The sequence below is a fragment of the Pseudomonas sp. FA117 genome (assembly GCF_057370475.1).
The window spans coordinates 5,445,132-5,457,825 of sequence record NZ_CM170675.1 but is presented as its reverse complement, the minus strand read 5'-3'; the positions used below and the strand labels follow the sequence as shown (position 1 = coordinate 5,457,825).

Below are 12,694 nucleotides of genomic sequence, written 5' to 3'. Positions count from 1 at the left end.
GCAAACCCCATATGGAAATTCGTATGTTCGGATTTCCATATGTCCGGGTGCGACCATGATCACTCCCACGCAAGCCTCCAGGCCCTTCCCCGACGAATCCCATTCCAGCCCCGGCGAGCGGTGTGCCTAGCCGATGCTGGCCGCCGCTTCGGTTTTCGTCATCACGCTGGTCCTGGTCATCTGGCAGCCCAAGGGGCTCGGAGTCGGCTGGAGCGCCAGTTTCGGCGCACTGCTGGCGCTGCTGCTCGGCGCGGTGTCGCTGCACGATATCCCCGCCGTCTGGGCGATCATCTGGAACGCCACCGCCACCTTCATCGCGATCATCATCGTCAGCCTGCTGCTCGACGAAGCCGGCTTCTTCGAGTGGGCTGCGCTGCACGTGGCGCGCTGGGCGCGCGGCGATGGCCGACGGCTGTTCGCCTTCATCGTCCTGCTCGGCGCGGCGGTGTCGGCACTGTTCGCCAATGACGGCGCAGCACTGATCCTCACCCCCATCGTCATGTCGATGCTGCTGGCGCTGCGTTTCTCGCCCAACGCCACCCTGGCCTTCGTCATGGCCGCAGGCTTCATTGCCGACACCGCCAGCTTGCCGCTGGTGGTGTCGAACCTGGTGAACATCGTCTCGGCCGACTACTTCGGCCTCGGCTTCACCGCCTATGCCTCGGTGATGCTGCCCGTGAACCTCGCCGCAGTGGCCGCGACCCTGCTGGTGCTGTTCCTGTACTTTCGCCGCGACATTCCCGCGCGCTACGCCCTCGACGAACTCAAGGCGCCGGCCCTGGCCATCCGCGACCGCGCCACCTTCCGCGTCGGCTGGCTGGTGCTGCTGGCACTGTTGGCCGGGCTGTTCGTCCTCGAACCCCTGGGCGTGCCCGTCAGCGCCGTGGCAGCCGTCTGCGCGGCCGTACTGTTCGCCGTCGCCGCCCGCGGCCACGTCATCTCCACCCGCCGCGTGCTGCGCGAAGCGCCCTGGCAGATCGTGGTGTTCTCGCTGGGCATGTACCTGGTGGTGTACGGCCTGCGCAACGCCGGCATGACCGACGCCCTCGCCGCCGTCCTCGACCGCCTCGCCGCCCACGGCCTGTGGGCCGCGACCCTTGGTACCGGCGTGATCGCCGCACTGCTGTCGTCGGTGATGAACAACCTGCCCAGCGTGCTGGTCGGTGCCCTGTCGATCCAGGCCAGCGGCGCCGAAGGCCTGGTGCGCGACGCGATGATCTACGCCAACGTCATCGGCTGCGACCTCGGCCCGAAGATCACCCCCATCGGCAGCCTCGCCACCCTGCTGTGGCTGCACGTGCTGGCGCGCAAGGGTGTGCGCATCACCTGGGGGTACTACTTCAAGGTCGGCATCCTGCTCACCGCGCCGGTGCTGCTGATCACCCTGTCCGCCCTGGCACTGCGCCTGGGCCTTTGAAAACCGCCACACGGCGGGGAGCGAGCGATGCGAATCTGGCCTAGGCATGCTGCTGTTGACCCCGCCCAAGCTCGCTAGAGCAATTTATCTGCCGAGCAGATATCTGTTTGACAGATATCTGGATATGAGATAAAGTTTGCTGTATGGAAGGACGCCGGAGACCAAAAAATATGCGAGTGGTAACAAAGGCGGCGATTGCACAAGCCATTGAAACGTACAGCCAGTGGAAAGAGCCACTGAACTTGTGGCTGACCACCTTTGACAGGCCACCCCTTCGGTTTGAGTCCTTCGAGCAGATTCGTGACGTTTGGGTCACCGCCTCAGGATGGAACGTTGATCGCATCCCTCACTCAAAGCTGAGGCACATGAGCAAGAAAGGACCCCTTGATATCTATATCTTTGATATCAAGAAAAATGAATGTCGAATCATCGCGTGGATCAACACGCGAACCGGCACCATCTACATGAAAGACATTCTGCCCCACGCTGGATATGACAAGTGGTGCAGAAGTGATGTTAAGTAGCTGATCAGGAAGATTGGCTCTATTTATGTATAATGCAATTATAGGTGACAAGATGAAGCGTGATAAGATCGAAGCCACTGGACTAGATTCCTTCATAGCTGATATTTCACCAATGCTTGATGGCCTGAGTGATCAGATAGCCACAATGTCCAAGCTGCTAGCTGCATGTCATGACCCAGTTCAGGATGATGATGACTTGCAGGGACGGATGGCGTTGATTGATGAACTCTATTCTCATGCGGATAGTGAAGGTCACGCAGCAGCACGTTTTGCGGAGATGGTTGCTGATCGAGTGTATGAATACGAAGCTGAAACGGTTTTGATACCTCAATCCTCCCAGTCGGAAGCGCTCGCGTTTCTGATGTCGGACAGAGGAATTAAACAAAAAGATTTGTCTGGTATTGCAACACAAAGTGCGGTTTCTGAAATGCTGAACAACAAAAGAAAAATGACTGTTGCGCAGATAAAAGGCTTTGCTGATTTCTTTAAGGTGCCGGTTGAGTTTTTTATGCACGGTGCAGTCTAAAGAGATTTTAGATTTTTCTAAGCATATAGAGGCGACGTTCTATAATGAGCCAATGAGTAGTTTGGTTCGAACGCTTGAAATGGTGTACCCAAAGCCCCTCCGCACTAAATGCGGTTTGGGGCTTTTTAATGGTTAGGTAAGGTTTGATTTGCAGCGTGAGCAAGGTAAATCGTTAAGCTAGGTGAGCAGGCTAACGACGTTCTCAAGCACCACCCAGCGAGGTTGAGTGTAAGTGCTCCATGAACCCTGGCTATCCAAAGAAGGGCGAGCGCTTAGCTATGCAAATGGCATGCAAATCCAAGGCAGGAGGGCTTTTGTAATCCTCCATCCACCAGTTGCTTGGGCTTGAGAAGCAGAGTTGAGCGGCGGCAGGCGTTGTCGGTAAGGGGAGCCGTTGTGCGAGCCATAAGGGTACTTTCCAATGTCGAATTGGTAGGTATCCTTAAAAGTACCCTTATTAGCGCTGGCTACCCTCGGAATCCGACGGAACGCCAAAACGAAAAAACCCGCCAAAAGGCGGGTTTTTCGGGGGTTCCAGAGATTTTGAAAGCTTTCTATGGAACCTTGAATGGTGCCGGCACCAGGAATCGAACCCGGGACCTACTGATTACAAGTCAGTTGCTCTACCATCTGAGCTATACCGGCACAGGGGCGTCATTATAGCGATCGGTTGGCTGCTGTAAACCACTTCCTTGCATTCAACGCGAAATCGCCTAAGTCGCCGCCCTCAAAGGAGAAAATCCTACCAGCCGCGGTGGATGCTGTTGACGCTCGGTTCGGGCTCGGCGGGGTTGAAGAACAGCTTGTGGTTGTCGCAGCCGCGCTTGCGGCAACGGTCGTCCACCCGCAGGGGCAGGCCGCGGTCGCCGCCGAGCTGCATGCCGGGGGTTTCCCAGCCGAGGTTCGAGGTCTTCGGGGTGTAGCTGCTAATGCTGCTGGAGCAGCCGCTCAGGGCCAGGCCGAGGGCCAGAAGGGTGAAGGGCGTGGTGTATTTCACGTGTCGAAATCCGTTCATCTATCAGTCTGGGTTGCGGATGCGCTGGATGGTGCCACCGCAGGCCATGTAGCAGCTGTCGTAGTCGCGGCCGCAACTGTAGCTGGACGAGCTGCCGAAGGGGTAGCTCGGTTGGTAGCAGTTGTGACGCGCTTCCTTCTTGCTCTTGCCGGTCTTGCAGTACTGGTAGGCACGCATCTCGGCCTGGTACAGGGCGCGCTGGCTGTTTTCTTCCAGACGCTCCATCTGCTGGCAATGCCTGCGCTCGCTCGAGCAGCTGTTGATGCAGTTCATGCCATGCGCGCTGGGCGGTGGCGAATACCTATAGCTGTAGCTCGGGCCGCAGCCGCTGATCAGCCAGGCGGCCAGCAGTACGGCGAGTAAACCTTTGTGGGGCAAATGCATGGGTGTTGCAGTCCTCGATCATTCCTCGCTGAACTCCAGCAGGTCGCCGGGTTGGCAGTTCAGCGCGCGACACAGCTTCTCCAGGGTCTCGATCTTGAAACCCTTGATCTTGCCGTTCTTCAGCAGCGACAGGTTCGCTTCCGTTATACCGATGATTTCCGCCAGGTCCTTGGAACGGATCTTGTTCCGGGCCATGACGACGTCGAGGCGGATGATTATCGGCATAAGGGCTTGCTAGACATAACAGTTGTGTTCATCGCTGATGGTCTTGGCGTCACGCATGAGCAGCGAGAAGGCGCAGAGCAGGATGCCTTTCATGATCTCGTAGACAGCCTCGGATGATACACCGATCGACACGCTGAAGCTTCTTTCCCCGGCAGGCAGGTCGATGGCCAGGGCCAGGCCTTCGAAGGTGCCGATCAGCGACCACAGCAGCGGCGAGCCGATGCACAGCAGCCCGACCCACCAGAGCAGGCGGATGTTGGGCAGGGTCCAGGTCTGGCCCTTGGACAGGCGCATGAAGAACAGGCCGGTCAGCAGCAGGGCGAATGCCGAGATGCTGGTGGGAATCATGTCGAGGAAGAACACCAGGCCGATCGCCAGGTGGGACGGTTGGTAGCCCTCGGCCAGGAGCAGGGGCATCTGGTCGCCGTAGGCTTGCAGGTAGGCGGAAACCACGGTGGGGTAGTCGAGCAGCCAGAGCAGCGGGGTGCCGCCGAACTCGACAGCGGCGGTGGTCCAGGCCAGAAGGGCGGCCAGGGCGCCGATGGTGCGCAGGCGGGAGCGCGCATAGGCGACGGATCTACTGTTCATGGGGTGCCTCCGTACAATGATGAACGGTTCGGATTATTCTTGATAAATTATCGTAATACAATAATTTATTTTGCTGTAATGGCTTTTGCGACGTTTGGCCGCAGTGGGGGGGTGAATCAGGATACGGACGGTGGGGGAGTGGGTTTAGCTGCGAAGAAGGCTCCGCGCTGAATGGCACGGGCTATGCCCGTGTTCGCGGGACAAGTCGGAGCGCCGAACCGCCGCCCCCACAGGAATTGGGCTGGCCTTTGGATTTTCAGCAAGGGATTTGGCTTATGCACAAGCGGCATGCAGGCGCTGCGCGAAAGGCATGCCGAGGAGTGTGGCCGTTGGTCTTTGCGCAAAGGCCTGTTTTTGCTGGTTTTCGCTTACCGGAGGGAATAAGCGAAGCGCCCGAAATAGCCGCTGGATCCAATAAATCGTGAATTTCATCACAAGCTTGTTCACAGACTTATCCACAGGTTTTCCGGCTAGTTTCGTTCTCCCAGCAGCAGCAGGTTGCGGGGTGTGAGGGGGTAGTCGCAGAACAGCCCCAGGCGCACCCCGTAGCCCTGCTCCTGGAGGAACAGCGCACGGTCGAGCACCAGCCACAGTTCCAGCGGGCGACGGAACAGGTTGCGCAGCAACTCGAGATTGCGCACCTGCGCCAATCGTTGCCAGCCTGCGGCCTCCAGGGCGGCCCAGTCGGGATTGCCGCTGAGCGGTACTTCGCGCAGGGCGGCGAGGTCACGGCAGTAGTTTTCGAAGGACTTTTCCAGCCAGGCCGTCGGCAGCGAGGGGGTGGGCAGGTAGTCGTCGGTCTGGCGCTGCTGGCGTTGCAGCAGGTCGAAGCCCAGGCGGCGGGCCATCGACGTGTCGCGCTGGCGGCGTGTGCGGGCGCTGGAGGTGACGGCTTCGCTCAGTGGCAGGCCGAGGTCGCGGATGTTCAGTCGCAGTTGCGAGGCCTGCGCGGCGTTGGACAGTGGCTGGTAGTGCTCGGTCTGGATGCGGTTGTAGCAGCACGGGGCGACGGCGATCTGCGGGCAGCGCTGGGCGCTGGCCAGTTGCAGCAGGCGCACGTGCAGGTCGCCGCAGGCGTGCAGGGCGACCGCGCTCCTGTCGCTGTCCAGGTGCTGGACGCTGTCGCTCGCCATCACGTCCTGCTGCAGGTGGTGTGCGGGCAGGTGGTGGTGGTCGCTGAGGGCTTGCCCGGCGCTGACCAGCTCGGCGTCGTACTCCAGGCAGGTGAGTTGCTGGCCGGGCTGCAGCAGGCGTCGGCCGAGGTGGCCCTTGCCGGAGCACCAGTCCAGCCAGTGGCGGGTGGGCTGGCTGAAGCTCAGGCGGCTGCCGAAGGCTTCGATCTGCTGCCATTTGCGGCCGGGGACGTGGGCGTCCAGGCGGCGGCTGCCCGGGTGCAGTGGCGCCAGGGGCAGTTCGCCGACGCTGGAAAGCTGCCTGGCCTGCTGCGCGAGCTGCGGGAAGGGCGCGGGCGCAGGCAGCGCGTCATCGGCGGCTTCGGCCTGTTCCAGGGTGCGGTTGCGCAACCACTGGGCGAGTTCGGGGTGCCGGGATTCCCATTCCAGGTGCAGGGCGGTGAAGGGGCGGGGTTTCCACAGGGTTTCGTGCTGGAGCAGGAACTGGTCCAGGGCCTGGAAGCGCGCGTTCAGTTGGTCGGTCTGGAGGAATGGGGTTGGGAGCATGATGGCCGGTCGGTGGGGCGGCCTTCGCGGGCAAGTCGCAGCGGTTCGCCGCTGCGACTTGCCCGTGAAAAGCTCAGCGCGGTTTCAGATCAGCGGCCCTGGCAGGCGTCGACGCGCAACCAGCGCTCGAGCAGCTTGAAGCCCTGCACCAGGAAGAACGAGATCAACAGGTAGAACACGCCCGCAGCAAAGAAGATCTCCACCGGCAGGTAGGTGCGGGCGATGATCGTCCGGGCCATGCCGGTCAGTTCCAGCAGCGTCACGGTACTGGCCAGGGCACTGGCCTTGAGCATCAGGATCACTTCGTTGCTGTAGGCCGGCAGGCCGATGCGCGCGGCGCGCGGCAGCATGATGTAGAACAGCGCCTTGCCCCGTGACATGCCCAGGGCACGGGCCGCCTCGATCTCGCCCTTGGGGATCGCCTGCAGTGCGCCACGGAGGATCTCGGCGATGTAGGCGGCGGTGTGCAGGGTCATGGTCAGCACGGTGCACCAGAACGGATCGCGCAGGTACGGCCACAGCGAGCTGCTGCGCACCACGTCGAACTGCGCCAGGCCGTAGTACACCAGGAACAGCTGCACCAGCAGCGGTGTACCGCGGAAGAAGAAGATGTAGCCGTAGGGCAGGGCGCGCACGTACCAGTGGCGCGAGGAGCGGGCGATGCCCAGCGGGATGGCCAGGATCAGCCCGGCGATGACCGCGATGGCCACCAGCTCCAGGGTCAGGGTCGCGCCCTGGGCCAGGCGTGGCAGCCATTTGATGATGACTTCCCAATTCATTACGCCGCCCTCATGAAGCCGCGAGCGGCGCGTTTTTCCAGGAAGTGCATGCCGGTCATGGCGACGATGGTCAGGCACAGGTAGATGCAGGCGGCGACGGCGTAGAAGGTGAACGGTTCCTTGGTCACGGTCACGCCGATCTGCGCGTGGCGCATGATTTCTTCGAGGCCGATCACCGACACCAGCGCGGTGTCCTTCATCAGGATCATGAACAGGTTACCCAGGCCCGGCAGGGCCACGCGCCACATCTGCGGCAGGATGATCCGCGAGAGGATGCGCCCCTTCGACAGCCCCAGGGCCAGGCCCGCTTCACGGTGCCCCTTGGGGATGGCGAGGATGGCGCCGCGGAACACCTCCGTGGCATAGGCACCGAAGCACAGGCCCAGGGCGATCACGCCCGCGGCGAAGGCGCTGAGTTCCAGGCCCGGCATGTTCAGGGCATCACCGAGGCTGCTCATCAGGCCTACGGTGCCGAAATAGATCAGCAGGACCCACAGCAGCTCGGGCACGCCGCGAACCAGGGTCGAGTAGGTGCCGCCAAGCCATTGCAGCGGCTTGAGCGGAGAAGTCTTGGCCAGGGCGCCGAGCAAGCCGAGGACCAGCCCCAGGAGCAAGGCACAGAGCGCCAGTTTTACGGTCATCAGGGTGCCAGCCAACATGGCCGGACCGAATCCGTGCAGGTCGATATTCATGGGCAGGGTCGTTCTAGGGACCGGCACGCCGCAAGGGCGTACCGGTCAGGGCGAATCATTCGATGCTGAACGGGAAGTACTTGTCGTTGATCTTCTTGTACGTGCCGTCTGCCTTGATTTCGGCCAGGGCCTTGTTCAGGTCGTCGCGCAGCTTGGTGTCACCTTTGCGCACGGCGATACCGATCTTGTCGCTGTCCATCACCGGCTCGCCCTTGAACTCGTAGTTCATGCCGTCCTTGCTCTTGAGCCACTCGTACTGCACGTACTTGTCGGCGAGGATGCCGTCGATACGGCCGGCAACCAGGTCGAGGTAGGCGTTTTCCTGGGTGTCGTAGAGCTTGACGTCAACGCCTGGGAAGTTGTCTTCCAGGTAGGTGCCGGCCAGGGTGGCGCGCTGGGTGCCGATGGTCTTGCCCTTGAGCGAGGCCTTGTCGGTCTTGAAGTCGACGTTCTTCGGCGCGATGAACTGCAGCTTGTTGGAGTAGTAGGGGTCGGTGAATTCCACGGCCTGCTTGCGCTCGTCGGTGATCGACAGCGACGACACCAGGAAGTCGAACTTCTTGGCGTTCAGGGCGGGGATGATGCCGTCCCAGTCGGAGGTCACGACCGAGCACTCGACCTTCATCTTGGCGCACAGGGCGTCGCCGATGTCCTTGTCGAAGCCGACCACGTTACCGCTGGCATCCTTGTTGTTGAACGGCGGGTAGGCCGCCTCGATACCCATGCGCAGTTTTTCCGCGGCCAGGGCGTTGGCCGACATCACCAGCGTGGCGGCAGCGGCCAGGAGGAATTTCTTGTAGGTCTGCATGTGTTGCTCCGTTTAGCGGTGGCTGGACATGAATTGCTTGCAACGCGCCGAGGTCGGGTTTTCGAAGACCTGTTGCGGCGATCCTTGCTCTTCCACGAGGCCCTGGTGCAGGAAGACCACTTCACTGGACACCTGGCGGGCAAAGTTCATCTCGTGCGTTACCAGCAGCATGGTACGGCCTTCGTCGGCCAGTGCGCGGATAACGTTAAGCACTTCCTGGACCATTTCCGGATCGAGCGCCGAAGTCGGCTCGTCGAACAGGATGACCTTGGGCTTCATGGCCAGGGTGCGGGCGATGGCGGCGCGCTGCTGCTGGCCACCGGAAAGCTGGGCGGGATAGCTGTGGCGCTTGTCGAAGATGCCGACCTTGTTGAGCAGTGCCTCGGCCGCTTCGATGGCCTCGGCCTTGCTCTGGCCGAGCACCCGGCGCGGCGCCTCGATGATGTTGTCGAGGATCGACATGTGCGGCCACAGGTTGAAATTCTGGAACACAAAGCCGATTTCGCTGCGCAGGCGGTTGATCTGCCGGTTGTCGGCAGCGATCAGGTCGCCGGTCTTGGTGGCCTTGAGCTTGAGGGCTTCGCCGGCAACCAGGATCTCGCCCTGGTGCGGGTTCTCGAGCAGGTTGATGCAGCGCAGCAGGGTGGACTTGCCGGAACCGGACGAACCGAGGATCGAGATCACGTCACCGTCACGCGCGGTCAGCGAAATGCCCTTGAGAATTTCCTGGTCGCCGTAGCGTTTGTGCAGATTGCGGATTTCCAGCGCGGGCGTGGCCTGGGCCATGTGCGGTCCTCATGTGTTCGGGTGCGTTCCCAGCTGTTGGCGGCCTTCCTGGCGAGCGCAACGCTAGCATAGCGGCGTAATGGCGGCCAACCGGGTCGCAAGGGGCTCGGGTCGCTGGCGGGACAGTTTGTCGCATCGCTGCAGTGCAACGTCGCGCCGATGTCCGCAATGCGATGCGCTTGGCGCCGGAGCCTTGATGAAAAAAGGCGCGATGGTGCCAGTTTTGGACGGGGGAGGGAAGCGCTTTTGCTTATGTCTGGCGGTGGGGCCTTCGCTCAAACGTAGGATCGGGCTTGCCCGCGAAGGCCACGCCACCGACTCAAGGTTGCACTTAGAGGTTGCACCTTTTGCGCCCTAAATCGGTGCGCAGGTGTTACCAAGGACTACCCTCGGAGCATTTGTAAGTGAGTATTTCAGTAATGCACACTGGGCCTGCGCGCTTGCATGGGCATTCGGTCAGGACCTGGCCGAATGCCCGCAAAGCCACGCCATTCGTGACCGCGGGAAAACCCGCACGAATGTTTTTTCCGCGCTGGCGCACTTATTGCCAGCAGGAAAGCGCCGATTGCCGACGCGTCTAGATCAACCCCTGGCGCGCCTCTCATCCGCAATCGGGTGGTCCACTCCTTACAAAGGTAGTTTTATGAGCGGTAAGCACAATTCCAATGACCTCGCTCAGGGGCTCAAACAACGGCATGTCACCATGCTGTCCATTGCTGGCGTGATCGGCGCCGGTCTGTTCGTCGGCTCCGGCCACGCCATCGCTGCAGCCGGCCCGGCTGTGCTGCTCGCCTACGCCGCTGCCGGCACCCTGGTGGTGCTGGTGATGCGCATGCTCGGCGAAATGGCCGTCGCCTCGCCGGATACCGGTTCGTTCTCGACCTACGCCGACCGCGCCATCGGGCGCTGGGCCGGCTTCACCATCGGCTGGCTGTACTGGTGGTTCTGGGTCCTGGTGATCCCGCTGGAGGCCAACGCCGCTGCAGCGATCCTGCATGCCTGGTTCCCGGCCGTGGACCTGTGGGCGTTCTCGCTGGTCATCACCCTGGCGCTGACCATCACCAACCTGTTCAGCGTGAAGAACTACGGCGAGTTCGAGTTCTGGTTCGCCCTGCTCAAGGTGCTGGCGATCATTGCCTTCATCGTCGTCGGCTGCGCGGCCATGTTCGGCATGGTGCCGGGCAGCCAGGTCAGCGGTGTCAGCCACCTGTTCGACACCCAGGGCTTCATGCCCAATGGCCTCGGCGCAGTGCTGGCAGCCATGCTGACCACCATGTTCTCGTTCATGGGCACCGAGATCGTCACCATCGCCGCCGCCGAATCCAAGGATCCGGGCAAGCAGATCAGCCGCGCCACCAACTCGGTGATCTGGCGTATCTGCCTGTTCTACCTGGTGTCGATCTTCCTGGTCGTGGCCATGGTGCCGTGGAACGATCCGACCCTGGCCGAGAAAGGCTCCTACCAGACCGTCCTCAGCCTGATCGGCGTGCCGAACGCCAAGCTGATCGTCGACATCGTCGTGCTGATCGCCGTGACCAGCTGCTTGAACTCGGCGCTGTATACCTCGTCGCGCATGCTGTTCTCGCTGAGCAAGCGTGGCGACGCGCCAGCCGTGGCCCAGCGCACCACCAAGGCAGGTACCCCGCACTGGGCGGTGATGCTGTCGACCGCTGCCGCCTTCCTCTGCGTGTTCGCCAACTTCGTCGCACCGGCGCAGGTGTTCGAGTTCCTGCTGGCCAGCTCCGGGGCCATCGCCCTGCTGGTGTACCTGGTGATCGCCGTTTCGCAGCTGCGCATGCGTGCCCAGCGTGAAGCGCGCGGCGAGCAGATCTCGTTCAAGATGTGGCTGTTCCCGGGGCTGACCTGGGCGACCATCGCCTTCATCGTGGCGGTGCTGGTGGTCATGGCGCTGCGCGAGGATCACCGCATCGAGATCATCGCCACGGCCCTGCTGAGCATCGCCGTGGTGGCTGCAGGCCTGCTGCTGCACCGCAAGCGTGGTGCGGCCGGGCGGGTGGCGCTGGACAACTGATCGGCGTCGTTGAATGAACAAGGCCGCGTCCTGTGAGGGACGCGGCCTTTTTCATGGGCGCTGTTCAGGCAAAGCCTTGCTGGCGCCACGCCTCGTAGACCGTCACCGCGACCGTGTTGGACAGGTTCAGGCTGCGGCAGCCCGGGCGCATGGGCAGGCGCAGGCGTTGCTCGGCCGGCAGGCTGTCCAGCACTTCGCTCGGCAGGCCGCGGCTCTCGGGGCCGAACAGGAACGCATCGCCCGGCTGGTAGGCCACTTCGTGGAACGGGTGCGAGGCCTTGGTGGTGAAGGCGAACAGGCGCGGCTGGCCAAGGCTCTGCAGGCAGGCTTCGAGGCTCTCGTGGCGCTTGAGCGTGGCATACTCGTGGTAGTCCAGCCCTGCACGGCGCAGGCGCTTGTCGTCCAGTTCGAAGCCGATCGGCTCGATCAGGTGCAGGTCGCAGCCGCTGTTGGCGCAGAGGCGGATGATATTGCCGGTATTCGGCGGAATTTCGGGTTGAAAGAGGATGACGTGAAACATGCACGGCTCCAGGCACGATGATGACGAGCATTCTACCCTCGAACCGGACCCGCGTTCGAAGGCCTGGCCGCGTGTATTGCTGTCGATGGCGATAGTCGGGGTGATGGTGGGGCTGATGATCGGCCGCCTGACCGCTCCCGAAGAGCGTGTGCTCGAGCGGGTCGAGGTGGTGCAGGACGGCCTCGACCTGTGGTTCAACGAGCAGACGAAGCTGCATGGCGAGAATGTCGAAGGGACGGTGGCGCTGGTGTTCCAGGCCGAGGGCAAGGCGCAGCGGGGTCAGCTGAGCCTGCAGGGCAAGCCGGTGGGCTGGCGCTTGCAGCAGGGCGAGGAAGGGCTGGTGCTGACGGTGGTGGCCGCGCGTCCCCTGAGCGGTACCTGGACCGCTGCAGAGGACGCCGGGCGCTGGCGGGTGCAGGTGAGGCTGCACGAATAAAAGAGGGGATGTCTCGGCCTGCCTGTACCAAGGTCCCCAAAACGGGCGATGTTGCGAATAAAAGAGGGAGTCCCGGCCTGCCTGTACCGAGGTCCCCGAAACGGGCGGTGTTGCGAATAAAAGAGGGGATATCCCGGCCTGCCTGTACCGAGGCCCCCAAAACTGGAGATACAGTACCTGTTGCAGGGGGCGTGCCAGTTTTGAAAGGCCCGCAATTACTGGGCTTTCAGGGTGTTTTTGCCGAGATTCAAGGGGATTTGTGCCTTGTCGAGGTGCAAGTGGC

The 12,694-nt window shown here is 62.0% G+C and carries 15 protein-coding genes and 1 tRNA gene; 5 read left to right on the top strand and 11 right to left on the bottom strand.

What is annotated here, in order from left to right:
* Positions 1–133: 133 nt before the first annotated feature.
* The 3 genes from AC1TXO_RS25055 (at position 134) to AC1TXO_RS25045 (ending at position 2,467) form a co-directional block, all read left to right on the top strand.
* The gene (locus tag AC1TXO_RS25055) at positions 134–1,417 is read left to right on the top strand and encodes an arsenic transporter (RefSeq protein ID WP_486404207.1); all 1,284 of its coding nucleotides are present in this window, start codon (positions 134–136) and stop codon (positions 1,415–1,417) included.
* Positions 1,418–1,587: 170 nt separating this feature from the next.
* Positions 1,588–1,941: a type II toxin-antitoxin system HigB family toxin gene (locus tag AC1TXO_RS25050; RefSeq protein ID WP_486404206.1), complete on the top strand. Its 354-nt coding sequence runs from the start codon at positions 1,588–1,590 to the stop codon at positions 1,939–1,941.
* A 52-nt stretch (positions 1,942–1,993) separates the two neighbouring features.
* Positions 1,994–2,467, top strand: a complete 474-nt coding sequence (locus AC1TXO_RS25045) for a helix-turn-helix domain-containing protein (RefSeq protein ID WP_486404205.1) — start codon at positions 1,994–1,996, stop codon at positions 2,465–2,467.
* A 569-nt stretch (positions 2,468–3,036) separates the two neighbouring features.
* Here the strand turns inward: AC1TXO_RS25045 and AC1TXO_RS25040 are convergent.
* The 10 genes from AC1TXO_RS25040 to AC1TXO_RS24995 form a co-directional block, all read right to left on the bottom strand.
* Positions 3,037–3,112 (bottom strand) — tRNA-Thr (locus AC1TXO_RS25040).
* A 97-nt stretch (positions 3,113–3,209) separates the two neighbouring features.
* A complete protein-coding gene (locus AC1TXO_RS25035; RefSeq protein ID WP_486404204.1) occupies positions 3,210–3,464 on the bottom strand; it encodes a hypothetical protein in 255 nt (84 codons plus the stop codon).
* A 21-nt stretch (positions 3,465–3,485) separates the two neighbouring features.
* A complete protein-coding gene (locus AC1TXO_RS25030; RefSeq protein WP_486404203.1) occupies positions 3,486–3,866 on the bottom strand; it encodes a hypothetical protein in 381 nt (126 codons plus the stop codon).
* Between the two features lie 18 nt (positions 3,867–3,884).
* Positions 3,885–4,091, bottom strand: coding sequence for a helix-turn-helix domain-containing protein (locus AC1TXO_RS25025; RefSeq protein ID WP_043211003.1), 207 nt, complete (start codon positions 4,089–4,091; stop codon positions 3,885–3,887).
* 9 nt (positions 4,092–4,100) lie between these two features.
* Positions 4,101–4,679 carry a hypothetical protein gene (locus AC1TXO_RS25020; protein WP_486404202.1) on the bottom strand — a complete coding sequence of 193 codons (579 nt, stop codon included), beginning with the start codon at positions 4,677–4,679 and terminating at the stop codon, positions 4,101–4,103.
* A 470-nt stretch (positions 4,680–5,149) separates the two neighbouring features.
* Positions 5,150–6,358 carry a methyltransferase gene (locus AC1TXO_RS25015; RefSeq protein WP_486404201.1) on the bottom strand — a complete coding sequence of 403 codons (1,209 nt, stop codon included), beginning with the start codon at positions 6,356–6,358 and terminating at the stop codon, positions 5,150–5,152.
* Positions 6,359–6,447: 89 nt separating this feature from the next.
* Positions 6,448–7,137, bottom strand: coding sequence for an ABC transporter permease (locus tag AC1TXO_RS25010; RefSeq protein ID WP_486404200.1), 690 nt, complete (start codon positions 7,135–7,137; stop codon positions 6,448–6,450).
* A complete protein-coding gene (locus AC1TXO_RS25005) occupies positions 7,137–7,829 on the bottom strand; it encodes an ABC transporter permease (RefSeq protein WP_486404199.1) in 693 nt (230 codons plus the stop codon). The genes AC1TXO_RS25010 and AC1TXO_RS25005 overlap by 1 nt, the downstream gene beginning before the upstream one ends.
* A 55-nt stretch (positions 7,830–7,884) precedes the next feature.
* Positions 7,885–8,637: an ABC transporter substrate-binding protein gene (locus AC1TXO_RS25000; RefSeq protein ID WP_486404198.1), complete on the bottom strand. Its 753-nt coding sequence runs from the start codon at positions 8,635–8,637 to the stop codon at positions 7,885–7,887.
* Positions 8,638–8,649: 12 nt separating this feature from the next.
* Positions 8,650–9,423 (bottom strand): ABC transporter ATP-binding protein, encoded by a 774-nt coding sequence (locus tag AC1TXO_RS24995; protein WP_486404197.1) that lies wholly within the window; start codon positions 9,421–9,423, stop codon positions 8,650–8,652.
* A 643-nt stretch (positions 9,424–10,066) separates the two neighbouring features.
* On the opposite strand from AC1TXO_RS24995, the gene gabP reads away from it, so the two are divergent.
* Positions 10,067–11,455, top strand: coding sequence for a GABA permease (gene gabP / locus AC1TXO_RS24990; RefSeq protein WP_486404196.1), 1,389 nt, complete (start codon positions 10,067–10,069; stop codon positions 11,453–11,455).
* 64 nt (positions 11,456–11,519) lie between these two features.
* Here gabP and trmL read toward each other — a convergent pair whose 3' ends face one another.
* The gene (gene trmL / locus AC1TXO_RS24985) at positions 11,520–11,975 is read right to left on the bottom strand and encodes a tRNA (uridine(34)/cytosine(34)/5-carboxymethylaminomethyluridine(34)-2'-O)-methyltransferase TrmL (protein ID WP_486404195.1); all 456 of its coding nucleotides are present in this window, start codon (positions 11,973–11,975) and stop codon (positions 11,520–11,522) included.
* On the opposite strand from trmL, the gene AC1TXO_RS24980 reads away from it, so the two are divergent.
* Positions 11,974–12,411: a hypothetical protein gene (locus AC1TXO_RS24980; protein ID WP_486404194.1), complete on the top strand. Its 438-nt coding sequence runs from the start codon at positions 11,974–11,976 to the stop codon at positions 12,409–12,411. The genes trmL and AC1TXO_RS24980 overlap by 2 nt on opposite strands.
* The last annotated feature ends 283 nt before the right edge of the window (positions 12,412–12,694 follow it).

What these genes read in the sequence shown, in the direction of transcription:
- AC1TXO_RS25055 (WP_486404207.1), top strand. Translation starts at nt 134, where the DNA reads ATGCTGGCCGCCGCTTCGGTTTTCGTCATCACGCTGGTCCTGGTCATC.
- AC1TXO_RS25050 (WP_486404206.1), top strand. Translation starts at nt 1,588, where the DNA reads ATGCGAGTGGTAACAAAGGCGGCGATTGCACAAGCCATTGAAACGTAC.
- AC1TXO_RS25045 (WP_486404205.1), top strand. Translation starts at nt 1,994, where the DNA reads ATGAAGCGTGATAAGATCGAAGCCACTGGACTAGATTCCTTCATAGCT.
- AC1TXO_RS25030 (WP_486404203.1), bottom strand. Translation starts at nt 3,866, where the DNA reads ATGCATTTGCCCCACAAAGGTTTACTCGCCGTACTGCTGGCCGCCTGG.
- AC1TXO_RS25025 (WP_043211003.1), bottom strand. Translation starts at nt 4,091, where the DNA reads ATGCCGATAATCATCCGCCTCGACGTCGTCATGGCCCGGAACAAGATC.
- AC1TXO_RS25020 (WP_486404202.1), bottom strand. Translation starts at nt 4,679, where the DNA reads ATGAACAGTAGATCCGTCGCCTATGCGCGCTCCCGCCTGCGCACCATC.
- AC1TXO_RS25015 (WP_486404201.1), bottom strand. Translation starts at nt 6,358, where the DNA reads ATGCTCCCAACCCCATTCCTCCAGACCGACCAACTGAACGCGCGCTTC.
- AC1TXO_RS25010 (WP_486404200.1), bottom strand. Translation starts at nt 7,137, where the DNA reads ATGAATTGGGAAGTCATCATCAAATGGCTGCCACGCCTGGCCCAGGGC.
- AC1TXO_RS25005 (WP_486404199.1), bottom strand. Translation starts at nt 7,829, where the DNA reads ATGAATATCGACCTGCACGGATTCGGTCCGGCCATGTTGGCTGGCACC.
- AC1TXO_RS25000 (WP_486404198.1), bottom strand. Translation starts at nt 8,637, where the DNA reads ATGCAGACCTACAAGAAATTCCTCCTGGCCGCTGCCGCCACGCTGGTG.
- AC1TXO_RS24995 (WP_486404197.1), bottom strand. Translation starts at nt 9,423, where the DNA reads ATGGCCCAGGCCACGCCCGCGCTGGAAATCCGCAATCTGCACAAACGC.
- gabP (WP_486404196.1), top strand. Translation starts at nt 10,067, where the DNA reads ATGAGCGGTAAGCACAATTCCAATGACCTCGCTCAGGGGCTCAAACAA.
- AC1TXO_RS24980 (WP_486404194.1), top strand. Translation starts at nt 11,974, where the DNA reads ATGCACGGCTCCAGGCACGATGATGACGAGCATTCTACCCTCGAACCG.
- trmL (WP_486404195.1), bottom strand. Translation starts at nt 11,975, where the DNA reads ATGTTTCACGTCATCCTCTTTCAACCCGAAATTCCGCCGAATACCGGC.